This window comes from Bacillus cereus, assembly GCF_002567495.1.
GTDB lineage: Bacteria > Bacillota > Bacilli > Bacillales > Bacillaceae_G > Bacillus_A > Bacillus_A cereus_AQ.
The window spans coordinates 87765-113523 of record NZ_NVAP01000012.1; the positions used below are offsets into that span (position 1 = coordinate 87765).

The following is a 25759-nucleotide window of genomic DNA, read 5'->3' on the forward strand; positions in this document are numbered from 1 at the left end:
GTTAAAAGTCGAAATAATTTCTTTTTAATAGTCTTGGTCTTCCCATTAATTCTTCATATGTTAGTTGTTTTGGCAAGTCTTTCGTATAAATTAAAAACAACTGATCTTCAATTTCTTTTACAGTATGGTCTGATTGATAGTCCATTCCGCACGAGGAACAAGAAATACATGGTGTCTTTTGGATTTCAATGGCTTTCGTACCATCTGGTAGTTCCCAATACACAGTATTCAAGCTTTCTTTCGCTTCTGTACTGTCACACCACATACAATTCATACTGCATCACCCTCAGTTTTTTTGTCGTTTTCTTCTAATTTAGCCATTTGCGATTGATATTTTTTATCTTTTAATTGATCTCGCTTATCACGTTTATCTTTTAAAGATGCATGCGTTTCATTATCTTCATAGTCTTTACGACGGTTCATACGCTGTAAATCGTCTGGAACGAGGTTAAATTTCTTATCGCTCATAAGACCTGCAATACCCACATCTGAACGTTTTTCTTCGTAGTTCGGATAAATCTCTTTAAAGTATCCTTCCGCTCTTCCTGGGATGTAGCTCTCTGGCTCTGGATACGTCGTAATAACACCTTCAAAGTTACGAAGTACAACTTTATCTGCACTTTGTGAGATTAAATAGTTTGGTTGAAGTGCAATTTTACCGCCTCCACCTGGCGCATCAACAACGAATGTCGGAACAGCATAACCAGATGTGTGTCCACGTAAACCTTCAATAATTTCAAGACCTTTAGATACTGGTGCACGGAAGTGACCGATACCTTCAGATAAGTCACATTGATAAATGTAATATGGACGTACACGGATTTTTACTAAGTCATGCATAAGTTTTTTCATAATTGGAACGCTGTCGTTAATACCAGCTAAAATTACTGCTTGGTTTCCGACTGGAACACCAGCATTCGCTAACATTTCACATGCCTTTTTCGATTCCTCTGTAATTTCAATAGAAGTGTTGAAATGTGTATTTAACCATACTGGATGGTACTTTTTAATAATGTTACATAAATTTTCTGTAATACGTTGCGGGAATACTACCGGTGCTCTCGTTCCGATACGAATAATTTCAACATGCGGAATCTCTCGTAAATTTTTTAATACGTATTCTAAAATTTTATCGTTAATTAGAAGACCGTCACCACCAGAGATTAAAACGTCACGTACTTGTGGTGTTTCACTAATATAAGCAATCGCATCGTCTAATTGTTTCTTCGGTACGCCCATTCCAATTTGTCCACTAAAACGACGGCGTGTACAGTAACGACAATACATAGAACATTGATTCGTTACTAAGAATAATACGCGGTCAGGATAACGATGCGTTAACCCTGGAACTGGTGAATCTTCATCTTCATGAAGCGGATCTTCTAAATCATATTTTGTTTTATATAACTCTTCCGAAATCGGTACTGATTGCATCCGAATCGGACAGCGTGGATCATCAGGATTCATTAGCCAAGCATAGTACGGTGTAATGTTTAACGGGATCGTTTTCGTTGAAATTTTAACGCCCTCTTCTTCTTCAGGTGTTAAGTTAATCACTTTCCTTAAGTCATCTAACGTTTTGATCGTATTCGTTAATTGCCAAACCCAATCATTCCATTGCTCTTCAGTAACAGCTTTCCATAATTCGATATCCTTCCAGTGACGATTTGGTTTGTATACATCATGTAACATTGCTATTCCCCCTTTTTATACGCTCATCCTTTATATAAGCAATAGTTATGCCAACTTTACATTATTGATAAGTAAATGTGCGGAGAACCCTATTACATAAGCGAAAAAATAATTTTAAGCGTTGTATGAAATCAATACTTAACATCATATTCATTACTTTTTATATATGTAAACGCTCTTTTATTCGTGCAAACACACAAAAACCGCCGATTATTCGGCGGTTTTGTCGTACTTGCTCAGTTTATATTGAAGCGTTTGACGAGGAATACCTAACATTTTCGCGGCTTGTAATATATTCCCTTCCGTTTCAATCAACGCTTGATCTATTAATTCTTTTTCTGTTTGATGAAGTGCTTCTCTAAGTGGCATTATCCCCTTCTTCTTCGAAAACTTCTCTTTCCTAAATGTACGCGGTAAACAATTGGCTGTTAATGTATTCCCCTCTGCAATAATAACAGCATGTTCAATCGTATGTTTTAACTCCCGGACATTTCCAGGCCACTGATAAGCTTGTAGTCTATCTTTCGATTCCTCATCAATTTGAAGTACACCTTTTTTATAACTTTTATTATATTCTTTCAAAAAATAAGATGCTAATAATAATACATCCTCAGTTCTTTCACGGAGCGGCGGAATATATAATGAAAATACATTTAAGCGATAATATAAATCAGTGCGAATTTTATTCTCTCGTAAACATACTTCTGGCGGCTGGTTCATTGCGGTAATAACACGAACATCTACTTTTCTCGTCTTATTATCACCAATTCTTCTAATGACTCCATCTTCTAACACTCGTAACATTTTCGCCTGCAGATCAAGAGGCATTGAATTCAGTTCATCTAAAAATAATGTACCACCATCAACAAGTTCAAATAGACCTGCTCTTTCAATCGCCCCTGTATAGCTTCCTTTCGTCGTTCCAAACAATAAACTTTCTAATAATGACTCAGGTAAAGCTGCACAGTTTTGTGCAATAAATGGCTTGTTTTTTCTTTTAGAAGCTTCATGAATTGCTTGTACGAACAGTTCTTTTCCTGTTCCTGTTTCACCATATATTAAAACATTCGCGTCTGTTGGTGCTACTTTTTGTGCTAACTCTTTCGTCTGTTTAAACCGCGTATCATTTGTCACTATCGTCTCAAATGCAGCATGCTTTTTAATCATTTTTTTTCTAGATGATCGCTTTATTTTCGACTGCAAATCAACAATTGTGTCAGTAAGCTTTTGAATTGTAGAGTAATCCTTTGCAATTTCAACAGCTCCAGCTATATTCCCATCTATAAAAATAGGTAACGTCGTATTTACTGTACAAACATCTTCACCATTTAAATTTTGATAATGCTGCACTTGATGTACGATAGGTTTTTTTGTATCTAATACTTTCATCAATGTACTCGTTTCCCTTGATAAAGATGGGAACACTTCTAACAAATGCTTTCCTAACACTTTTTCAATCTTGGATCCATCGTGTTTTGCAGCTACAGAATTATAAAATATTGTAATACCGTTTTCATCTACAGCGTGTATAGCCTCATCAATACTGCCCAAAATCGCTTCAATGACTTCTTGTGTCGAAACTGCTAGCAATGTCATCCCCCCTCTTGCCGAAAATTCAGCAATTACATGCCGGATTTTCGGCATACCTATGTGCGATTGTAAGCATGACGATTCCGTTCTATAATTTTGATGAATTTTATTTTTTAATTCGATAAAGCAAAACTCTAATCAGTGTGGCTTTTTCGAACACCCGTCTCCCACCTAACTTCTTTGCTTTACAGCCGAATTTTGAGGCTGGAGTTTTACTGCTTTCGAATAGCTAGATAAATCTTTCACCCATATATTCATATCTTCCAACTTATCGAAAATGTAGCAATTATTCGCCAGTCTTCCTGTATACGTATAGCCTAACTGATGAAAGGCAGCATTCATTCCGAAAGAAAGCGATCGAGCAATTGTATAGGAGCAGAAAATAGATCTTTCTCGAAGCTCTTCCTCTAATTTAATTAGTAAACTTTTCATAAATCCATGTTTACGATATTCCGGTAAGGTAGCACAATTTGTTAATTCTGCATTCCCTTCTTTTATGTTCATTTCTGCAGATGCTGTACTAATAATTTTCCCCTCAAATTCATACACGTAGTAAATTGTATCGTCTTCTTTCATCGTCTGTAATACATAACTCGCTTCATTTAAAGGTGTCGGATATACTTCAAATACTTTTCCGAAGACAGTTGCTAATTCTTCTGCATCTTCTTCAGTCGCTTTTCTCAGCAGAAATTTCTCTGGAACTGCTTTTTCTTTTATTTCTTTTCCTTTTACACCGCTTAATATAGTATCTTCCTCAGTCCAATGCATACTATTGCGTCTTTCATCATGATTATATTTCACAAAAAAGTATGCATCGTGTCCTTGAAAATAATGAGGTATCGTTGCTTCCAGCAAAAAACCGAAAGAGAGCCATGTTGAAACATGCTCTCCCTTTCCTTTAATAATACATTTAGTGAAAGAATGTTTCTCTGCTAGCTTGTCAATTGTTTGTATAATACTTTCAACATTTCCTGTATAGTGGTCTACTCGGATACGTTTATTAAAATAATCTAAAACGCCTTCTACTGTATAACAGTTCGTCTGTTCTCTAAAAGATTCATAGTATTTCATTTTTTCACCTCACACCAATCTAGTAATGTACATGCAATAATTTTTGCGGCAGCTATCATTTTATCAACTTCTATATATTCGTTTGGATAGTGTGCTACTTTCGTCTCCCCTGGACCAAATACTATAGTTGGTACGCCTGAGATTTGTGTAAATAAACCTCCATCAGTCCCCCATGGTGATGCTTCAATAATTGGTTCGTTCCCTTCGATTTCAACAAAGTTATGCTGAAGTGTTGTTATGAGTTCATGATTTTCTTCTAATTCACCAGGAACCCATCTCGCTCCAAACCATTCTACTTCTACTGGATTTTCAACAAACCAATTGTCCACATCATTTAATTCAGCAATCCAATTCTCAAACTCCTCTTTTGCCGCCTCTATAGTCTCATTCGGCGCAACACCACATCTTCCTTCTAAAATTAATTCATCGGGAACAGAACTTGGCCAACTCCCTCCTTCAATTTTCCCAATGTTAATTGGAATTGGAATCGGAATCCCTTTAAATAACGGATCTGTGATTCGACTATTTCTTTTCTCCTCTAGCTTTCTTACATGTTCTATAACAAACATACTTTTTTCAATTGCACTAACCCCTTCATAACGCGTTCCACCGTGTGCTGCTTTCCCTTTTACACGTAGACGAAACCACATAGAGCCTTGTTGTTTTGGGAAAAACTTCATATTAGTTGGCTCTGGAATAATGACTCCATCTGCCTTATATCCTCGTAATATAGTCGCTAATGTTCCTGCTCCGCCACTTTCCTCTTCTATTACACTTTGAAAATAGATGTCTCCTTTTAATTCAATGCTAGATTCAATGATGGCTTCCATCGCAAGCATAAGTGCGACATTTCCGCCTTTCATATCCGTCGTTCCACGGCCATATATACGATTCCCTATTTTCTCACCGCTATAAGGATGGTGTTCCCACTGATTCACATCCCCTTCTGGAACTACATCAATATGCCCATTTAATATCATAGATTTCCCGTCGCCACTTCCTTTTAAAGTTGCTACAATATTTGGGCTATCTGAAAAACTTGTACGGGGTGATACAAAATAAGGATGGTCTTTCATTTTAGAAAAAGAAGGCTCCCAAATATCGAGGTCTAAACCTAATTCACGTAATTTTTCAATCACAATTGCCTGCGCACCACTTTCATCACCAGATACGCTCTTTTCTTGAATTAATCGCTTTAAAAATTTCACACTTTCCTCTTCATGGCTTTCAATGTAATCACAAACTTGCTTTTTTAGTTGCTCCATATATTACATCTCCCTTCATTCAATTACTAGTAAGTTAGAACTAATTTGAAAATCAGCTTCTGTATGTCGTTTTATATCTTCTACTGTGTATGGGCTCATTAATTCCTGTAATATAAGTCCACTCGGAGTTACCTCCATGACTGCCATTTCAGTAATAATTACATCTACACATTTCTTTGAAGTTAATGGCAATGTACACTCTGAAACAATTTTTGCATTTCCGTATTTATCAACATGATTCATCACAACAACGACCCGCTTCGCTTTTTGTGCTAAATCCATTGCTCCACCGATGCCTGGAACACGTTTTCCAGGTACAATCCAGTTCGCTAAATCACCATTTTCACTTACCTGTAATGAACCAAGAATCGTTATATCTAGCAAACCTTTTCGAATCATTCCAAACGCTGTGCAGCTATCGAAATAACTCGCTCCTGTTATAAGAGAAGTTGGTAAACCTGCTGCGTTACACAAATTTTCGTCTTCATTCCCTTTACTTGGCGTCGGTCCCATACCGACAATTCCATTTTCCGCATGAAACATAACATTTATATCGTCAGGCAAATGATTCGGTACAAGCGATGGTATGCCAATACCTAAATTCACAATCATACCATTTTGTATTTCTTTCGCCGCACGCCTAGCAATCTTATCTCTCACTTCTATGCCCATACCCATTTCCAGTTCACTCCTTCCGACGGTACAATATAATTTACGAAAACACCTGGAACGACAATTTCCTCTGGATCTAAACTTCCTAGCGGGACTATTTCTTCTGCTTCTACAATTGTTATATCACCAGCCATAGCTACGTGAGGATTCATATTTCGTGCACTTTTGTCAAATACAAGGTTACCAAACGGATCTGCCTTTTTCGCATATACAATCGAAACTTCAGCAGTTAATGCCGGTTCAACTAAATATGTCTTTCCATTCATTTCAACTGTTCGTTTTCCCTCTTCCACAATCGTATCAATACCAACATCAACTAAAACACCACCAAGACCAACGCCCCCGGCACGAATACGCTCTGCTAATGTTCCTTGCGGAGAAAACTCAATTTGTAATCTTCCCTCGTTTAGTTGTCTTCCTGCATTTGGATTGGAGCCAATGTGAGAAGTAATTAATGATTTAACTCTTTCATTTGTAACAAGACGACCGATACCTACATCAGGAAATCCAGTGTCATTTCCAATCAAATTTAAATTTGTAACGCCTTTTTCTAAAATTGCCTGTATTAAAGATGGAGGGGATCCAATCCCCCCAAATCCCCCAAACATTAATGTCATATCATCATGGAACAAAGAAATTACTTCCTCAATTTCTTTTAATTTACCGAATGTATTTGTAATAGTTGTCATGCGATACTATGCCCTCCTTTTTGCATCATCTCTTCCACACTTTTAGAAAAAATTGAAAGTAATTCATCTAACTCGGAATATGTAGTTGTCATTGGCGGTGCTACAAGCAGTGCACTATCTTCTTTTCCTGCTTGCCCTGAAACAGCTTGGTATAAAAGCAGGCCATTTTTAGCTGCAACTGAAATAAGTTCTGATGCTTTTGTAAACGGTTGCAATTCTACTCCGATCAGCAACCCTTTTCCGCGCACATCAGCAATGATCGTCGATTGTTGTTGAACTTTCTGTAAGCCTTTTATTAAATACTCTCCTTTTTCTGCTGTTTTTTCAGGTAGATTATGTTTCTCCATATATTCAATAACAGCTAAAGCCGTTGCTGCAGACAATGGATTTGCACTTAACGTATGACCGCTCATTACTGAACGTGATCCGCGTAATATTGGTTCCATAACACGATCACTTACAACTGTCGCTGCCATCGGTGTATATCCCGCTCCTAATCCTTTACCAAGTGTCATAATATCCGGTTCTACCCCCCAATGCTCCATCGCAAACCATGCTCCAGTACGACCAAGCCCAGTCATTACTTCATCCGCAATAAATAAAATATCGTAATGATTACAAATATCTTTAATGACTTTATAATAGTCTTTCGGCGGAACAACCGCTCCTCCAGCTGCTCCAATAATCGGCTCAGCAATAAAAGCAGCAATATGCTCTGCACCAATTCTTTCAATTGATCTTTCTAGTTCAGTCGCACATGCCAGCTGACAAGTTGGATATACCTTTTGAACAGGACATCTGAAACAATATGGAGCTGGGATAGTCGGATAATCTTCCAAAATAGATACGAAACGTTGTCTACGTAGTGGATGCCCAGACATCGATAAAGCACCCATCGTAATACCGTGATAACTCATCCATCTTGATAAAATTTTATGTTTCCCTTGAATACCTCGCTCTTGAAAATGCTGAATTGCAATTTTCATTGCTGTTTCATTCGCTTCCGTACCGCTATTTACAAAAAAACTCCAGTTCAAATCTCCTACACTTAAATCACTTAACTTCTTCGCTAATTTTTCAGCTGGTTCACTCGTAAACTGTGATCTATAAACGAAAGCAATCTCCTCAGCTTGCTTTTTAATAACGTCTGCAATCTCCTGTACGCCATGCCCAATACCTGCCGTAATTGCTCCTGACGAACCATCAAAATATTTATTACCGTTTTGATCATACAAATACACACCTTTTCCATGTGAAATCATTGGATACGGCTGACCAACAAGTGGTTTAATTAAGTAATCGCGCATAGCGCTCCCCCATTTCTCCAATTTGTATATATATATGAAGAAAATTGACGTTTCTTTCATAAAAAAGAATCCTCTGCAAAAGCAGTGAATTTATCAAAAAACTATTATAAAATATACAAATGAGTGCTAAAAAATATTTATAAAACAGAAAATTCAGAACTTAAAATGAAGACCAACCCTTTTCTATACGCCCAAATAACCCTCCCTTTATATGAAATGACTACATCAACAAATGTTTTTATAGCATAATGCCAGCTTCCCTCAAATGCCGACATTCTGTAAACTTCGACGGAGCTCCCGTGAAACTCCTTCCCATCACCCTACTTTACTTTGCATATTTTAAAACAAATTTCGACAACTCCACCTTACTAATGAGTTCAGATCCATATTCAATATGTAAACTTTTCAATTTTAAACTATAAAAAAAGAACCGATTAACCACACTAATCAGTTCGTCATGACGCTCACTTATGGGTTAATACTGTCAATTGCTAAAACAAATAGAAAAATCAAATGTACAAATTCATCCTACAACCTATCACACAAAACCTCTTCATAACTTCATCCACAATTACTATCAGGATATTCCTATCCCGAAGTGACACCCCTTTCCTCAGATTCAAACTACCTTTCCTTTATAATTTATGTAGGACAATTATCACTTTGTATGTGTATTTGCCTATAATTTAAAAAATCCCTAGTTTTCTAGCGATTTTTGGACATGTATACAATATGTTAATTGAAATGCACTTACAATTTGGCATTTATATGTTTTTACTTTCGTGCAGTCATACGTACTACTTTACTCAGCGAAATACTTGTAAGCACCAGCACCTCTTTATGACAACATATTTGTTATCAATTTTTAATTTTTCCCTTTATAAAATCAACTTTTTTCGCATAACCTCTTTCTTGCTCCGCATATAGTTTTAATGATGACAAAGGAGGAATGTTCATGTCTCAATCTGAAATCGAAAAATATGGACAAGAAGTTACGCAATACGAACAGCTCGCACGTTACTATCAGTTTCGTAATCCTAAAAAGTATATAGAATTATATATGAAATATTACGATGCACTTACAAAACTTGTACAGGCATATGAAACAAGAGATTCACAAGAAGCTGCTTTACCGTCACATATAAGAGTTTTTCATGCCAATCCAAATACACCGGCGGTTGATATTTTAGTAAACGGACAAAAGGTTATTAAAAATATTTCATTTAAGCAATTCAGTCCCTATTTATCATTAGTGCAAGGTAAATATCGTATAGATATTATCCCTGTTGGAAATGAAACTCCAATCTTTTCAGCTTTAGTACCAATAATGGGCAATCATACGTATACTCTTGCTGCAATAAATAGTGATAATCACCTACAATTACAGCCTATACTTGATAATACACATTTACCCGCTGGTCAAGCCAAAATACGCTTTGCACATTTCTCTCCAGATACCCCTGTTGTAAATGTAGATTTAAAAGATGGGGATCATTTATTTGAAAATGTACTCTTTAAACAAATAACAGATTTTTTGCAAGTTAGTCCCGGTACAGCAGATATTGAAATTTCACTCGCAGATAATAAAAACGTTTTATTGACTATACCAAAATTCAATGTTGAACCGAATGTTATTTATACAATTTCAATAGTAGGTTATTCAACTAAAGATCCTAAATTAGAAGCCGTTATACTCACGAATTAAAACAGTCTACACCATTTATTTGGTGTAGACTGTTTATTTTTGAAATGCAATTTGAAATTCTGTCCAATCGTTATCTGATCGACACATAATGGACCCATTATGTTTTTCTACAATTTGTTTACATACAAATAAGCCAATACCAGTTCCTAACTTTTTAGTAGTTACAAACGGCTCAAAAATCGTTTCTACATTTTCAGCTGGAATCATTGGTCCATTATTTTTTATCACAATTCGAATAGCTTGATCTTCTTCAAATACATCAATGATAATTTTTCGTTCTTCTTTCATTGATTCAAGAGCATCAATTGAATTCATTAATATGTTTAAAAATACTTGTCTCACTTCACTTCGATAGCCAACAAGCGGAATTGGATACGGTAAATTCTTTTCAATTGAAACATTCGCATTGACCAAACTCGGATATAAAAATTGTATAATGTCTTGAAACAAGTCATTAAGCCAAAACCGTTCCGATTCATTCCACATTTCTTTTTTTGATACGAGTAAAAATTGCGAAATACGAAAATTTAATTGATCTAATTCATGCGAAATAATATCTAAATACGATAAACTCGGATGATCTGCCTTTAATAATTTGACAAATCCCATAATGGAAGTAAGTGGATTACGAAATTCATGTACAAAACTAGCTGACATTTGCCCTAAAATTGTCAGCCTTTCTTTATGTGTCTCGTTAATATATTGCTGTTTTTCCTCTAAATTCTTCGATATAATTTCCGAGTATTTTAAAACGGTATAATAAATTAATTTGTCAAAACAAGTATGTATTTTTGCCATAATTGGTTTCAATTCACGAGCGCTAACTTCTAATTCACACATCGCTTCGAAAAGTTCATTTCTTCCCACGTTTGCGTTATAAACAAAATCTCCAATATTCGCATCTGCCCCAGCACGTTCAATAGCAATTTTCTCGCATAACGGTTGAAGATAATTTATATCTTTATCTTCCATAGTAAGTTCGATAATTAACTCTAGTAAATCCTCTCCATTTTGAACTGCCTCTAGTTTAAATGGATCTTTATCGGAAATTATCATTTTGTTTTTCCAGTTCTCTACGAATTGGTGCCTATTGTTTTTCAAGTGTGAACAAAATATTTCTTTAATATCCTTATCGATTGGAAAAACCTCCATTCCCTCCATTTCCATACGACGAATACCCTTTATATTTTGAATATTAACACAAAAAATACGATTCGTTAATAGATTATTGTCACATTTTGTTAATTTCTGTTGATAAAATTAATTTTTTCTTTCTTATTTAATTATTTGTATTCAAATCCCCTTTTTCCTTCACATATTTTCATTATTTCCGTAGTCAAAATGACTTTTTTTTGCATCATTTTTAATTCTTGCGTACAATAGAAAATGAAAGGTGTGAAAAATATGGTAAATAAAAATGTGGAAGATTATCTCCAAGAAGGCATTTATGGCCAAAAGCAAAACAAACCAGAAGAACGTAATATGTATTTAACTACATTACGGGAGCGTGTAGAAGTCGCTTTAACAATCGGTCAAGTAATGCAAAGTAATGTATACTCTGAAGTGGCGGGTAGCATGCGCTCTTCTCAATCATTACAACTCCTCCTAAATGGTGGCATTGCTTACCCACATTTATCAAAATACATTAAATTAGCAAACGAAAAAAATGTTCCTTTTACAATTGTTCAAAATAAAGATACAGAAACACCAATCGGTTTAGTATTAACTCATACTACCGCTGTAGATAAAGAACAAATTTATGTAGAAGATAATATTTTCAAACAAGAAATGAAGTAAAAGTTACACTTAATTAAATAGTTACTACCAGCGTAAAAAAGCACGAAAAATCGAGTATGGAATCGTAAACATTTCCTACTCGTTTTTTCGTGCAAAGTTTAAGTTCTTTCTACTTTATTTTTTAATACATACTAATTTCATTTCTGTCATTTCTTCTATTGCATATTTAATTCCTTCACGCCCCGTACCACTTTCTTTCACACCGCCATATGGCATATGATCTACTCTAAATGTTGGGATATCATTAATCATGACACCACCAACCTCTAACTCATCAATTGCGCGCATCGCCTTAAATAAATTATTTGTAAATACTCCTGCCTGTAAGCCGTAACGTGAATTATTTACTTGTTCAATCGCTTCTTCAAATTCTTTAAATGTATTTACTGTCATTAGTGGACCGAATACCTCTTGGCACTGTACAGATACATACTCTGGAACATTTGTTAATACAGTCGGTTCAAAAATTCTTGCATCCCGCTTCTTACCACCATGTAAAACAGTTGCTCCTTCCGTGATTGCTTCTTGAACCCACTTATCAATTCGCTCTACATCTTTTTTCGAAATTAAAGCTGATACATCCGTTTCCTCAAGCAGTGGATCACCAACAACAACTGATTCCATCGCTTTCTTTAACTTCGAAAGAAATTCATGCATTTTCTTTTCATGTACAAAAACACGTTGTACTGAAATACAAACTTGCCCATTATTAACAAATGCTCCCCATTTTACACGTTCAATTAGTTCATCTGTTAACTCTATATCTTCATCAATAATAACAGCAGCATTTGATCCTAGTTCTAACGTAACTCGTTTCAACCCAGCCTTTTGCTTTATTCCAATTCCAACTTTCGGACTTCCAGTAAAAGTAACAGAAGCAACATTATCATTTTTAACAATTGCCTCACCGACAGTTGAGCCTGGACCAGATATAATATTTAAAGCTCCTTTTGGCAATCCTGCCTCTTCAAATAACTCAACTAATGCATAAGACGATAATGGCGTTTGATCAGCCGGCTTTAACACAACTGTATTTCCAGCAGCAATGGCAGGGCCAACTTTATGCGCTACTAAATTTAATGGGAAATTAAATGGTGTAATAGCCCCTATAACTCCAATCGATTTTCGTATTGTATATGCAATACGTCCATCGGCACCAGGTGCGGCGTCTAATGGCAATGTCTCACCATATATACGCTTCGCTTCTTCAGCTGCAAATTTGTATGTTTGAACGGTACGATCTACTTCTCCCCTTGCAGCACGTATTGGCTTTGCAGCCTCTTTTGCAATAATCTCTGCAAATTCCTCTCTTTTTTCATCCATCTTTTGCGCAACCTTTTCTAAAATAGTTGCTCGATCATATGCAGTTAATTTATTCATTTCTTTCATTGCATTTTTTGCTGAATTGACAGCCTCTTGAACATCCTCTTCCGTTCCTTGTGCAATTTCCGCTAACGTTTCTTCAGAATATGGTGCATATAATGGTTTATACGTGTTTACTGATTTCCAATCTCCATTTATATATAAATGTTTTTTCATACTTCTTCCCCTTCCAAATATATGTATGCAAAATACTTCACCTAGTGAAAGGTCTGACTTATTTCATTGTAACATAGCCCCTATCCCTCAAAAAACATTATGCTCAAAAAAACTCTGCCATATAGCAGAGTCTACGAACTAATTTGCTCTTGTAACGAAATTTGTTTTTCATCTTCTAAAATAATAATTGATTCTACTGCCTTTGTAACTTCTAATCTTTTAATATAGCGTCCGTCTAATTCTTTCACACAAAACTTATAATTGTCAATTTCAATGGAATCCTCTTCAGCAATCTCTATATTCTTCGTTAAAATCCAACCACCAATTGTATCAACACCATCATCATCAATCGCTAAGCCAAACAACGTATTCACTTCACTAACAAGTACTTTCCCCTCTAGTATCGTCTTCGTTTCACTAACTTGTTGAATTTCTGGCTGTTCATCCGTATCAAACTCATCTTGAATATCTCCAACAATTTCTTCTAAAATATCTTCAACAGTAACAAGTCCAGATGTACCACCATATTCATCTATCAATATAGCAATATGTGTTCTTTCTTTTTGCATTTTTAAAAACAAATCATGAATTGGAATAGAGTCAATAACTAAAATAATTGGTCTCATATATTGCTCTACTTTCTTTTTACTAACGGCTTTATGCTGCACAAAATCTGTGAAAATGTCTTTAAAGTTTACAAAACCTATTACGTGATCTTTGTCACCATCAACAACTGGATATCTCGTATATTTTTCCTGAGACATTTTTTGAAGAGCTTCTTCCGCAGGCATTTCTTTACTTATAATGTGCATCTCCGTTCGAGGTACCATTATTTCTTTTGCAATCCGATCATCAAATTCAAAAATTTTATTTACATATTTATATTCAGATTGATTAATCTCACCATTTTTATAACTTTCTGAAACTAACAACCGTAATTCTTCTTCTGAATGAACCTCATCATGCCCTTTCGGCGGTTTCAGCCCTAGCAACTTCGTAATAATTCGAGCTGAACCATTTAATAGCCAAATGAATGGGAATGCAATACGATAAAAGAAAATTAACGGCTTAGAAACAACCAAACTCACTTGTTCAGATTTTTGAATTGCAAATGTTTTTGGAGCTAGTTCCCCTATTACAACGTGTAAAAAAGTAATTAACAAAAATACTAAAATTACAGCAAAAATGTCTCCTAGTTGAGTAGAGATATTCCAATTTGCAAAAAACGTATCAAACATTTGCTTTAATGCAGGTTTACCGAACCACCCAATTCCTAGAGCTGTAACAGTAATTCCTAGCTGACAAGCAGATAAATATTCGTCTAAGTTTGTAATGACTGTTTTGACCGATGTTGCACGATTATTTCCTTCTGCAATTAAATAGTCAATTCGTGAACTTCTCACTTTAACAATTGCAAATTCTGCTGCAACGAAAAATGCCGTTAAGGCAATTAAAACAATCACTATACTTATACTATATATGTCCAAATACTTTTCCTTACTTACATTGTAAGCAAGGAAGCCACCTCCTACTTAATTTTATTCAAGTGAAGTAAGCATTCTAATACTCTCACATAATTCTACATTAGCAACCACCTTTTTATATATTATATGCATACATAAAAAAGATATTTATCATTATGATAATCTAATTCATTTACACTCGTCAAATTATTCTAAATGTTACGATAAAACACGTTTATTTACACGCACTATTCTTCTCAACTTAATCTCGTGAAAAAACACTTTCTTTGCCGATTCCACACTTCTTTTGTCACACTAGAAGGGAACTTACTTCATAGATCGAAATCATTCAACAGGATATATATAGGAGGGATTATTTTGGAATATAAAACACCATTTATCGCAAAAAAATTAGGTGTTAGCCCAAAGGCAGTTGTCCGGATCGCGCAACAATTAAATCTTACGATAGGAAAAAATAAATATGGCCACTTTATTTTCACACAAGATGATGTCGATCAAATGTTAGAACACCATCGTTTTCAAATAGAGCAGTCTCAAAATTCTCAATCTACTCAAAAGACTTCCTCAAATGATGTTGAAGAATTAAAAACTCAAGTTCATACAATTGTTCAAAACATATCATCGAATGATTTTGAGCAATTAGCTGATCAATTAAACACTATTACGAGAAGACTAGATCGAATGGAAGAACAAATGCAAGATAAGGCAAACGATGTCGTCACGTACCAACTTTTACAACACCGTCGTGAAATGGAGGAAATGTTAGAGCGAATTCAAAAGTTAGAAGCTGCCCTCAAGAAAGAAGAACCAATTTATATTACTCCTGATTCAAAACCAACATATGAACGAGAAAAGAAACCGAAGCGCCGTAAAATGATTTTTAGTATATTTGGATTATAATTTTTAGACCCTTATTAAAATAATAAGGGTCGTTTTTAATGAAGCATTATATCCTATAAAAATATTATTCTCTTTATTATACATATTCACTTCTCTTTATTTCGTTAACATAATATTTTTACTGTATTCTGCAATTAAAGCCTGTGCATGTGCATTCCCTTGAATCACATCACGAAATTCTTTTAAAGAATACAAATGTGTAGCCCCTTTTCGAGCATGAATTCGCACTGGTACACCTTGTAAAGTATCATGAAACTCAAATGGACGATCAATCGGTTCAATTGGAAAACCGAGTGTCAGTAAATACATATACATTCTTTTTGTAACTGCTGCAATGTACCATTCAGCTTTTGTTTCTAACGCATGTATAAATAAAATAGCTGTTAGCCTTTTGAAATGTCCTCTCCCACGAGACGTTTTCGCAATACTTAACTTGCCTATTTCATACACATTTTTTAAATCTTTTACTAAATCATTTTTAGAAAACGGATAGAAAAACTCAGAATTCGATTGCTCGGGTACCGTATACTTAATACATTCTACTGTACCAATAGGATTTTCATCTTCTATTAATAAAAATCGTGATGGATTTAAATTGCGTTCTACGAACATTAAGTTTCTTTCTTCACAAAAATCTCCCCATAGTTGCTCGAATCCAAAATGTTCTTCCTTTGTTTGAACACGCTGGAACATATTTAACCGCCTTTCCCATCGCCGCTCTGTTTTTGATAACGCTTTCACTATCTATCATATAAGAACAAATCTTCGTATGCAACTAAAAATATTTATGACTTATTATATTCTGCAAACTGAATTAGATTCCAATTTAATCAACTTTTATCCCGCGCACACATTCCTTTTAAATAACACATTTGTATCACTTTTTAAATCTACATCACATTATGTTTCTTTCCATACAGCATATAATTCTTCTTAATCTAAAAAAATCCTTTATGAAAAAGGATTTCTTTTACTTCTTAACGCTTTTTAACCACTTTTCAAAAATTTGTACCATCCCATGTTTTCCAGCTAATTTCTCTTCCCCTTGTTTCGTCTTATATGGATATAACTGCAAGAAAACACCGCATCCAGACTCAATTTTTTTACTATGCATATGGCTTCCTGGATATACACAAATGACTTCATGAATTGACCTTCGATAATAGACTCGCTTTCCATCCTGTTCTTCTACATACTTTATAGACCAGTACTTATACATTTGTTCAGTTGCTTTCGTATTTCCGACGTGCTGAAAAATATTGTACATTGGGCTATACTTCACTTCAATAATAATAGATGATTTATATACGTATTTCCCGTCTTCCTTTACATAACAGTCTATGCGAATATCCGGCTTCTTCGTATCCTCACCATTGTAAAAATTACTCCCTTTACTTAATGCAATAAGAGGATGTGTTTCAATTAAGTCATTAAATGCGACATGCATCTTTATATCATCTCGTTGTAACACTACTGTCGTTCCATCTTGTAATCCATCTACATAAAAATGTTCTTGTATTTGTTCACGAATGGAATTGCAAGCCTCAAAACCAATTTGCTCTAACATTGAAATAACGATAAAAAAAGCGTAATATTCATACACTAAAAACGTTGGCTTATAAACAAATAATAGCGATGGAGATTGATCCGTATATTGCGGGAGTACTTCTAAATGATGTAGTAATTGTTGATGTGGTATCGGTAAATCATGTAAGTTCATGTTACTTGTTTCAGTAACTTCCCTCCAAAACGAAGAGTGCATTAAAATTTGAAAGTATTGTACATTTTCATGCACAATATGCGCCAATATTTTATATTCTTGTATTTTCATTGAGCTCTTTCGTAAATCAGCTTCTTTTAGCAAATGTATATTTTTATATTTTTGCTTCTCTCTATCGGTTACTGATCCATTACGCTCAATTGTTTGTATAATCGTTTTTACGGCTTGAAACTCTTCTGATTTTTTCTTTTTTTCTCTTTCTAATATTTCAATTGTTTGACGTAAAAAACTTTGTGCTTCAAGTAAATAATGATAAAATTGCATCGCTTTATATTTAAGAAATGCATTTTCTTTACTATTTTTTTGTTCCATAAACTTACGATTATAATGTTTTGCATAAGGTTTTCTTTCTGCCACTATGGTTCCTTTTCTTGTTGGCTTTCGCTCTTTTCCTTCCCATTTATATTCATTTATAAATTTTGAGCTTGATTCTATTTTCTTAAAGATTTGCTTTATCATTTTCATTTTTTGGGGTAACTTTCTAAGCAACACTAAATAAGAAGAATCCTCAATATCGCTAAGTGCAGAGAAAGTCTTTTTATAATAACCTCTATCCAAAATCAACTCATTTAAAATTGACTTCACATAGTTTTGAATCATTTCAAATTGATCATCAAAAAAGTTTTTCGGTACGATTTGAAAAGCGCCATAATACGTTGTATCTTCTATACGCACCTCAAAATGATATAAACCACAGCGCCACGGATAAAAGAATTCCGTTTTCCCATGTTCGTATATTAATACTCTTTGTTTTTTTTCATTTATTTCATATTGGGCCTCTTTTATGTTCTTCTGCCCCTCATATACTTTATTCCATATAAAAGTAATATTCATTGGAATTTCATAATTGTACTGCAATCTAATTGGTTTTAATTCTTGTACTTTATAAATACATTGGACTAATGCTGTAGTAGATGTACAAAGACGATTTAATAAAATATAATCTCCTTTCCCCTCATTTCCAATGATTAACTTTAATACAAAAGGGAGCGTTTCATTCGTATCAACGATTTTTGTTTCGTAACGCCCCTCATTTTGCATATCCATACAACTCCAGTTCCCTACGTTTTTCTCGTATATATGCTAAAGAGTGTTCAAATGTAGATACTCTGTTTGCAAGTGCAGATTGCAAAAGAGGTACTAAGGTCGCTCCCCTTTTTGCTTCTTCAGAAAGTAAAGACCCAACCATCATTTCAGTCCCTCTAATTTTCGTCAATACACGCTGCTTTATTTGTAAGTCAAACCCCTCTTCTCTACTAATCATATAGGTATGGTTATTTTGAAACGGGATATTTTGCAAATAAGTCGCAATTGCATTTGCACATCGGAAAGAAATTCCCTTAGACGCATCATGTGATGACAATACGACATGCAACTTATCTAATAGCTCTAATTCTTCTTCAGAAAACACTTCAATCATCGCTTTATTTCTAATCCAATTTATCCGAAATTCTCCCGCTGTTACTTTCAAAGGTGGGTGTAATACAACTTTCTCCTGTTCCATGGCCATCTCACAAAAAGGGATTTTTTGTAAAGTTATTAAATTCGTTCGGTCTAATAATCGATCGGAGAGCTCTTTCGTTGTTTCATCAAAATTCACAGTACCTACAAATATAATATTTTCTCCAATTTCAATTGTTGATGGAATTGAATTCTCTGTTTCCTGAGCACCCTCATATAAGTTTAAAATACGATTTTTTGTTTCAAGTTGAAGAACAGATAGAAATGGAGTAAACCAATGCTCAATATGAGACATGTTCATTTCATCAAAAACGATTATATACAGTTGATTTTGATTTTCTTTCGCCTTCATTAACGTCCTAACTAACTTCGTTTCACTTTCAATAAAAGTACCATTTGGATGAAGGTAACCAAGTAAATCATGTGGTTCTTGGTATGATGGCGAAATTGGAATCCAAACCAACTCTTCTCCATACTGTAATCCTAATGCTTCTGCATAAGTTTGCACAAAACGTGACTTCCCAACGCCCGGTATACCACCAAGAATCGTTAACATATTTGTTTTTACACTTATATGGAAATTATAAATATCCGTTTCATCCAAATATAGCCCTTTATTACGCACCATACTTTGTACATACTGTAAAAAAGACGATTCACGCTCATCCCATTCCCATTCATCTTTTTGCACTTTTATATCCTCTACTTCAACTAACTTACCTTCTTCATGCATTCGCTTTTTTAATTGTTCATACACATGATCACTTACAAAATACAATTGATCTTCTACCGCTATTTCTACATACTTCGTCCAGTCACTACAGTTTATATATTTACATTCTCTATTCTGTTCAAAATATGCGATCGAACTAATGGATGACTTTAAGGATATATTTCCATATAACCTTCCATCGTGCCACAAAAATTCAGGAGGCTCAAAGTCCTTCGGAAATTTAGGCATTAGGAATGATAAATAACCGTTGCTAAGTTTTCGTTCTAACGATTCTCTTTTTTTATGATTTGTAACTTTAGGTGCTGGGATCATTTTATAGCTGCTTGCTATTTCTTTCGGTTCTTCTGTACATATTAACTCCACGTATATATTTCCTCTTTCATAATAAAGACGAAACATCACTAATTGTTTTTCTAATTTCCTCTTCTTTAATTCCGAAAAAATTTTTTCATTCTTTTTATTGCTACATAACCCTTCAAATACATACGGCTCATTTGCAAATTGTTCTTGTAAAGTGAATGGTATTGGCGATAAGCATTGTACAAAGAAATTCTCTCCACTCTTCTCTTTCTCAGCTTTTGTAAATCTCCCTAAAAATCTCATATAGTACATTCGTTTTATAAAACTTGGCTGAAGAGCTTTATGTAATTTCACCTTAGTCACCTTCTTTTTTCATACTATTCTTAGTGTATGAAAGAAACGAAAAACTAGAAATAAAAAACCTGACGTTATCCGCCAGGTTACAAATAAAGTGAAACTTTAATTAGAGAGGATTTTGTCCATCCCCTTTTAACTAGTATCCCATAACAATCAAACTTTTATTGGATACAGCGTATTTTAATGAGAAGGAAATGCTTTTTTCTCTTGTAAAATAGCATTATGAGCAATTTTCATTTTAGCTAACACATATCGTAATCGATCTTCAGCGTTTTCATCTTTACTTGTTTGTAATTCTGCCAAATTTTCAACAGAACTCGCTAAATTTTCAATTACTCCTCTCAGTTCAGGATGATGATTAAAAAAAGATTCTTGCACTAGTACTTTCCTTAACTCACTAGCTAAATCAATTATTCTAGACAACTGTTCTTTTTCTTCCATTTTCATCCCTCCTGAATATCTTATGTATTAAATATTCTCTAAACAAAGAAAAAAGCCCTTTAAATGAAAAGGACTTTTTACATTTTTATATTTCCAGTTAATAACATATAAAGTGATATACAAGCCGCAAGAACAATGAACCACATCACATATCTCTCTGCACCTGCAAAACAACGGTTCCCTTTTTCTTTTCTTGCAAACGTGTAAACAATAATCCCGATTCCATACACAATTGAAACGAGTAGTAAATTCTTTAAACCAGCTGCATAAAGAAGCCATACAGAGTAAATAGAGGCAATTAAAGCCAGCGAGCCGTTTTTGAATTTAGCGTCTTTTAGTTCGTTTGTAAGGACTAATTTAAATTGGAATAACGCTGATAATAAATATGGTATTAAAATTGATGTTGATGCAATGAAATACATAATTTGATATGTTGATTCTGAAAACAGAACGATGATAAATATAATTTGGGCAACACAATTTGAAATCCATAATGCCATATGCGGTGTTTGCTTTTTATTTGTTTTCGTAAAGACTTTCGGAAATACGCCATCTTTTCCTGCTACATGAGAAATTTCAGAAACAAGTAAAAACCAGCCAATTAATGTACCAACAAGTGAAGCAACTAACCCGATGTTAATCGCAATTGCACCCCATGGACCAACAACATGTTCTAATACATGTCCCATTGATGGAGTTTCTAACACAGAGAGTTCGCCTCTTGTCATCGCTCCCATTGACAGGACAGAAATTAAAATATAAATGGACATTACTAAGATAAGCCCCATTACTGTTGCCTTACCAACGTCTCGGCTATTTTTCGCTCTTCCAGATAATACAACCGCTCCTTCAACTCCAATGAAAACCCAAAGTGTTACAAGCATTGTATTTTTCACTTGACCAAGTATAGCGGAAACTGAGATTGTTCCTTCTCCCCAAAAATCATGTGTAAATGTGTCCCAGCGAAAGGCTGTTACCATTACAACGATAAATAGTACGATTGGAACTAACTTCCCTATTGTTGCAATAACATTCATAATAGAAGCTTCACGAATTCCAAATAAAATTAGAAAATGAAGTGTCCATAATAAAAGTGACGCCCCAACGATTGACGCAACATTATTTCCTCCTTTGAAAATTGGAAAGAAATAACCTAATGTACTAAACAGTAACATAATTGTTGCGACATTACCTAAGATTCCTGCTAGCCAATATCCCCAAGCACTATTAAATCCAATATATTCACCGAAACCAGCACGTGCATAACTATAAATTCCACCTTCAAGTTCCGGTTTTTGCCTTGCTAACGTTTGATATACGAGCGCAAGTGGAATCATTCCCATCGCTGTAATACACCAGCCAATTATTATTGCGCCACTGTTTGCTCCTACTGCTAAATCATGCGGTAAACTAAAAACACCGCCACCAACCATCGTTCCAACTACTAATGCGATTAATGGAAAGAATCCTAATTTCTTTTCTATTTGTACCACCCCATCTGTCATTCTAGGTGTTATGTTCGTTCAACTATTAAAGTCACCTTTTTCTCTAATAGACGTTTCTCTTATATTTTTTCAGGAAAACATTACTTATTCTAAAAGAAAATGAACAAAAATGGAATACTTTTTTGAAAAAATGTATAAGTATGCACAAAAAAACCGTTCATTTTGTAATGAACGGTCATTTCAAACATATAAATTTGTATATTTCTTGTAAATTTAACGAAGTAATTTCTCTTTTTGTAAAAATTGTTTTGCGACTTCTTCACTGCTTTTACCATTTACGTTAACTTCATAATTCATTTTTCGCATTTCTTCATCTGTAATCTTTCCAGATAATTTATTTAATACCTTTTCAAGTTCAGGATATTTCTGTAACGTTTCTTTTCTTAATAATGGTGCTCCTTGATAAGGTGGGAATAACCCTTTATCATCTTTTAGCACTTTTAGTCCGTATTGCTCCAATTCACTATCTGTTGAATATGCATCGATTACATTAACATCTCCAGATTGAATTGCGCTATAACGCAGCTTCGGCTCCATCGTTTTAACATTCGAGAACTTATAGTTATATAATTTTTGCATTCCTTTATAACCGTCTTCACGATCAGCAAACTCTAATGTAAATCCTACTTTAGCATTTTGTGCAATATTTCCTAAATCAGAAATTGTATTTATATTATTTTGATCTGCTATTTTTTTCGGCATAGCTAGTGCATATGTATTGTTATACTCCATTGGCTTCAACATAACCATATTATATTTTTTTTCCATTCCAACGCGAGCCTGCTCATATACTTCATCACGATTTGTACTCTTTGGTTCTTCTTTCACAAAAGTAGATAATGCTGTTCCTGAAAATTCTGGGTATATATCTACTTCCCCCGATTTCAACGCTTCAAATACAAAAGGTGTTTTTCCAAGGCCTGGTTTTAATTCTACTTGTAAATCTGTATCCTGTTCAATAAGTTGCTTGTACATTTGAATTAAAATTTCTGGCTCTGCTCCAAGTTTGCCAGCAATAACTATGTCTTTCTTTTGTGTATTCCAAAGAAATGGCGCAGCACTCATTATTACAATTATGCATATCGTCAATATAACACGCTTAGAAGAGCGTTTCGGTCGTTCAAGTATGCGAAGTACTATATCAAAGAATAAAGCGAGTAACGCGGCTGGTACGGCTCCTAAAATGATAAGTGCATGATCATTTCGATCTATACCTAATAATATAAGCTTACCGAGCCCACCAGCACCAATGAGCGCCGCTAATGTAGCCGTTCCAACAATTAATACCATCGCTGTACGAATGCCGGCCATAATGATAGGCAAGGCAAGAGGAAGCTCTACCTTCCATAACCTTCTCCAGCTATTCATCCCCATAGCTCTCGCTGCTTCTATTAGAGATTCATCTAATTCCCTTATTCCTGTATATGTATTTCGTAAAATAGGTAATAGTGCATACACAACTAATGCGATAATCGCTGGAAGTTTTCCGATTCCTACTAACGGAATTAATAGTCCGAGTAATGCAAGTGATGGCACTGTCTGCATAACTGCAGAAGTTCCTATTATAAATTCAGCCATTCGCTCTTTTCTCGTTAATAAAATGCCAAGTGGCACCGCTATAATTACTGCAAAAAATAATGAAATAAGCGATATTTGTAAATGCTCACTTAATGCAGTTAGTAATTCTATTTTTCGCTCTTGGAACGTTTGTATAAAATCAGTCACTGTTTAGCCTCTTTCCTTCATTTGTTCAACAATGTAATTGACAATATGACGACTTGTTAACGCTCCAATATATTGACCGTTTTCTTCAACTGGAACGACCTCCTCAGCACGCACACGAACTAGCGCTTCTTGTAAAGAAGAATGTAATGATAGTGCCTGCCCTTCTACTTGCATACTTTCGTCAAGCGGCAATACATCTGCTACACTTTTCCCCTCATACCAAGTTCGTCCACGATTTCCAATGAACTCCTCTACAAATTCATTTTTCGGATTATGTATAATTCCTTCTGGTGTATCGAGTTGAACAACTTTTCCTTCTTTCATAATACAAATGCGATCTCCAAGTGATAATGCTTCTTGCATATCATGTGTTACGAACACGATTGTTTTTTGAATCTTTTTTTGCAACTGTACAATATCCTTCTGAAGCTGTTCCCTACTTAACGGATCTAACGCACTAAATGGTTCATCCATAAGAACGATTTTCGGGTTTGCGGCTAATGCTCGCACGACACCGACACGTTGTTTTTGCCCTCCTGACAACTCATCAGGCATACGATCTCGATATATATCCGGATCTAATCCAACCATATGTAACAAGTCATCGACACGTGCTTTTATTTCCTTTTTACTCCAGTTTCTCATTTCAGGAACAACTGCAATATTTTCAGCGATTGTCATATGAGGAAACAACGCAATCTGTTGCAATACGTATCCTATATCCCAACGTAATTCGTTTATATTATATTGTTGAATATTTTTTCCATCGATTAAAATCGATCCTTCACTCGTTTCAATTAAACGATTAATCATCTTCATTGTCGTTGTTTTCCCGCAACCACTCGGACCGATGAGAACAAAAATTTCTCCCTTTTTAATTTCTAAATGCAATGAATCCACTGCTTTTGTGCCATCTTCATACGATTTTGACACATGATTAAACTGAATCACAAACACAACTCCTTTATTGTTGTTTCCTTTATTTTGATGGAAGATGGACTTCATTTCAAATGATACGCTTTTAAATTAAAAAAGAGCTCACATTTGAGCTCTAACGGTCGAACAATATTGTTTTCATAATAGCAGCATATTCGCGAACATACATTTTTCTCTTAGAACGAATTGGTGTTTCAGCAGCTAGTGCCTCCATCTTCATACCTAAACGCTTTGCAATTATTTTCGTTCGATATAAATGATACGTATTACTGACAACTACTGCATGTTTCACATTATATAAATCCATACTAAACTTTAAGTTTTCATACGTATTTGTAGATTGATCTTCTATTAAAATACGACTCTCATCTATACCGTGTACCATTAAATAGTTTCTCATGCTGTGAGCTTCCGGTATATCTTCATCTTCTCCTTGACCACCTGAAACAATTACTTTCGCTTCAGGATGGGAAAATACATACTCCAACGCTACATCCAAACGATTTTGAAGAGATAAAGACGGTCTATCTCCAAATAACTTTGCACCCAGTATAAGAACGTACGGAGAGTGATAGCTCAACTTTTCACGAGTAACTTTGTTCATTCGAAAGGTCATATAAAGGATGTATAGCGGAGGTAATAATACGATTATAAGTAAGATCCATTTGTTCATATATACGTTTGCACTCCCTTTCTTTTTATTATATGAACACTCCCCCACTTAGCAAAGCTTGAAGTGGGGTTTCTAACGTTTCGACCTAACGGACGATTAACGTCAGGGGAGTTAACGCATTAGCGAGCTGTTTCACG

At 34.8% G+C, this 25759-nt stretch carries 22 protein-coding genes; 3 read left to right on the plus strand and 19 right to left on the minus strand.

The window, feature by feature from the left end:
- Position 1: 1 nt before the first annotated feature.
- The 8 genes from COK05_RS06570 to COK05_RS06605 all read right to left on the minus strand — a co-directional run bounded on the left by COK05_RS06570 (position 2) and on the right by COK05_RS06605 (position 8286).
- Complete coding sequence (locus COK05_RS06570; protein ID WP_000995766.1) at positions 2–274, minus strand: YokU family protein; 273 nt, start codon at positions 272–274, stop codon at positions 2–4.
- Positions 271–1692 carry a lysine 2,3-aminomutase gene (gene ablA, locus COK05_RS06575; RefSeq protein ID WP_098611936.1) on the minus strand — a complete coding sequence of 474 codons (1422 nt, stop codon included), beginning with the start codon at positions 1690–1692 and terminating at the stop codon, positions 271–273. The genes COK05_RS06570 and ablA overlap by 4 nt, the downstream gene beginning before the upstream one ends.
- 210 nt (positions 1693–1902) lie before the next feature.
- Positions 1903–3288 carry an arginine utilization transcriptional regulator RocR gene (rocR, locus tag COK05_RS06580; RefSeq protein WP_098611937.1) on the minus strand — a complete coding sequence of 462 codons (1386 nt, stop codon included), beginning with the start codon at positions 3286–3288 and terminating at the stop codon, positions 1903–1905.
- A gap of 165 nt (positions 3289–3453) precedes the next feature.
- Positions 3454–4353, minus strand: a complete 900-nt coding sequence (ablB, locus tag COK05_RS06585) for a putative beta-lysine N-acetyltransferase (protein WP_098611938.1) — start codon at positions 4351–4353, stop codon at positions 3454–3456.
- Complete coding sequence (locus COK05_RS06590) at positions 4350–5618, minus strand: peptidase (RefSeq protein WP_098611939.1); 1269 nt, start codon at positions 5616–5618, stop codon at positions 4350–4352. The genes ablB and COK05_RS06590 overlap by 4 nt, the downstream gene beginning before the upstream one ends.
- Before the next feature lie 15 nt (positions 5619–5633).
- The gene (locus COK05_RS06595) at positions 5634–6296 is read right to left on the minus strand and encodes a CoA transferase subunit B (protein WP_098611940.1); all 663 of its coding nucleotides are present in this window, start codon (positions 6294–6296) and stop codon (positions 5634–5636) included.
- Positions 6281–6979: an acetate CoA-transferase subunit alpha gene (atoD, locus tag COK05_RS06600; RefSeq protein WP_098611941.1), complete on the minus strand. Its 699-nt coding sequence runs from the start codon at positions 6977–6979 to the stop codon at positions 6281–6283. Before atoD ends, COK05_RS06595 begins: the two co-directional genes overlap by 16 nt.
- Complete coding sequence (locus COK05_RS06605; RefSeq protein ID WP_098611942.1) at positions 6976–8286, minus strand: aspartate aminotransferase family protein; 1311 nt, start codon at positions 8284–8286, stop codon at positions 6976–6978. The genes atoD and COK05_RS06605 overlap by 4 nt, the downstream gene beginning before the upstream one ends.
- A gap of 955 nt (positions 8287–9241) precedes the next feature.
- On the opposite strand from COK05_RS06605, the gene COK05_RS06610 reads away from it, so the two are divergent.
- Positions 9242–9991 carry a DUF4397 domain-containing protein gene (locus COK05_RS06610; RefSeq protein WP_098611943.1) on the plus strand — a complete coding sequence of 250 codons (750 nt, stop codon included), beginning with the start codon at positions 9242–9244 and terminating at the stop codon, positions 9989–9991.
- Positions 9992–10024: 33 nt separating this feature from the next.
- On the opposite strand, the gene COK05_RS06615 is transcribed toward COK05_RS06610, so the two are convergent.
- A complete protein-coding gene (locus COK05_RS06615) occupies positions 10025–11158 on the minus strand; it encodes a BA2291 family sporulation histidine kinase (RefSeq protein WP_098611944.1) in 1134 nt (377 codons plus the stop codon).
- Positions 11159–11395: 237 nt separating this feature from the next.
- On the opposite strand from COK05_RS06615, the gene COK05_RS06620 reads away from it, so the two are divergent.
- On the plus strand, positions 11396–11788 hold the full coding sequence (locus tag COK05_RS06620; protein WP_098611945.1) for a YueI family protein: 393 nt from the start codon (positions 11396–11398) through the stop codon (positions 11786–11788).
- Positions 11789–11902: 114 nt separating this feature from the next.
- On the opposite strand, the gene COK05_RS06625 is transcribed toward COK05_RS06620, so the two are convergent.
- On the minus strand, positions 11903–13327 hold the full coding sequence (locus COK05_RS06625) for an aldehyde dehydrogenase family protein (RefSeq protein ID WP_098611946.1): 1425 nt from the start codon (positions 13325–13327) through the stop codon (positions 11903–11905).
- Between the two features lie 131 nt (positions 13328–13458).
- Positions 13459–14814: a hemolysin family protein gene (locus tag COK05_RS06630; protein WP_098611947.1), complete on the minus strand. Its 1356-nt coding sequence runs from the start codon at positions 14812–14814 to the stop codon at positions 13459–13461.
- A gap of 354 nt (positions 14815–15168) precedes the next feature.
- Between COK05_RS06630 and racA the strand changes: the two genes are divergently transcribed.
- Entirely contained in the window at positions 15169–15711 is a 543-nt protein-coding gene (gene racA, locus COK05_RS06635; RefSeq protein WP_098611948.1) for a chromosome-anchoring protein RacA, read from the plus strand.
- 96 nt (positions 15712–15807) lie between these two features.
- Here racA and COK05_RS06640 read toward each other — a convergent pair whose 3' ends face one another.
- The 8 genes from COK05_RS06640 to COK05_RS06675 all read right to left on the minus strand — a co-directional run bounded on the left by COK05_RS06640 (position 15808) and on the right by COK05_RS06675 (position 25622).
- On the minus strand, positions 15808–16404 hold the full coding sequence (locus COK05_RS06640) for a hypothetical protein (RefSeq protein ID WP_098611949.1): 597 nt from the start codon (positions 16402–16404) through the stop codon (positions 15808–15810).
- Between the two features lie 277 nt (positions 16405–16681).
- Entirely contained in the window at positions 16682–18532 is a 1851-nt protein-coding gene (locus COK05_RS06645) for a hypothetical protein (protein WP_098611959.1), read from the minus strand.
- Positions 18522–20339: an AAA family ATPase gene (locus tag COK05_RS06650; RefSeq protein WP_141538920.1), complete on the minus strand. Its 1818-nt coding sequence runs from the start codon at positions 20337–20339 to the stop codon at positions 18522–18524. The genes COK05_RS06645 and COK05_RS06650 overlap by 11 nt, the downstream gene beginning before the upstream one ends.
- A 183-nt stretch (positions 20340–20522) precedes the next feature.
- On the minus strand, positions 20523–20783 hold the full coding sequence (locus COK05_RS06655; RefSeq protein WP_000391449.1) for a hypothetical protein: 261 nt from the start codon (positions 20781–20783) through the stop codon (positions 20523–20525).
- A 77-nt stretch (positions 20784–20860) separates the two neighbouring features.
- A complete protein-coding gene (locus COK05_RS06660; protein WP_098611951.1) occupies positions 20861–22288 on the minus strand; it encodes a basic amino acid/polyamine antiporter in 1428 nt (475 codons plus the stop codon).
- 213 nt (positions 22289–22501) lie between these two features.
- A complete protein-coding gene (locus COK05_RS06665; RefSeq protein WP_098611952.1) occupies positions 22502–24013 on the minus strand; it encodes an ABC transporter permease/substrate-binding protein in 1512 nt (503 codons plus the stop codon).
- A 3-nt stretch (positions 24014–24016) separates the two neighbouring features.
- A complete protein-coding gene (locus COK05_RS06670) occupies positions 24017–24964 on the minus strand; it encodes an ABC transporter ATP-binding protein (protein ID WP_098611953.1) in 948 nt (315 codons plus the stop codon).
- Between the two features lie 100 nt (positions 24965–25064).
- Complete coding sequence (locus COK05_RS06675; protein ID WP_098611954.1) at positions 25065–25622, minus strand: YdcF family protein; 558 nt, start codon at positions 25620–25622, stop codon at positions 25065–25067.
- Positions 25623–25759 lie beyond the last annotated feature (137 nt).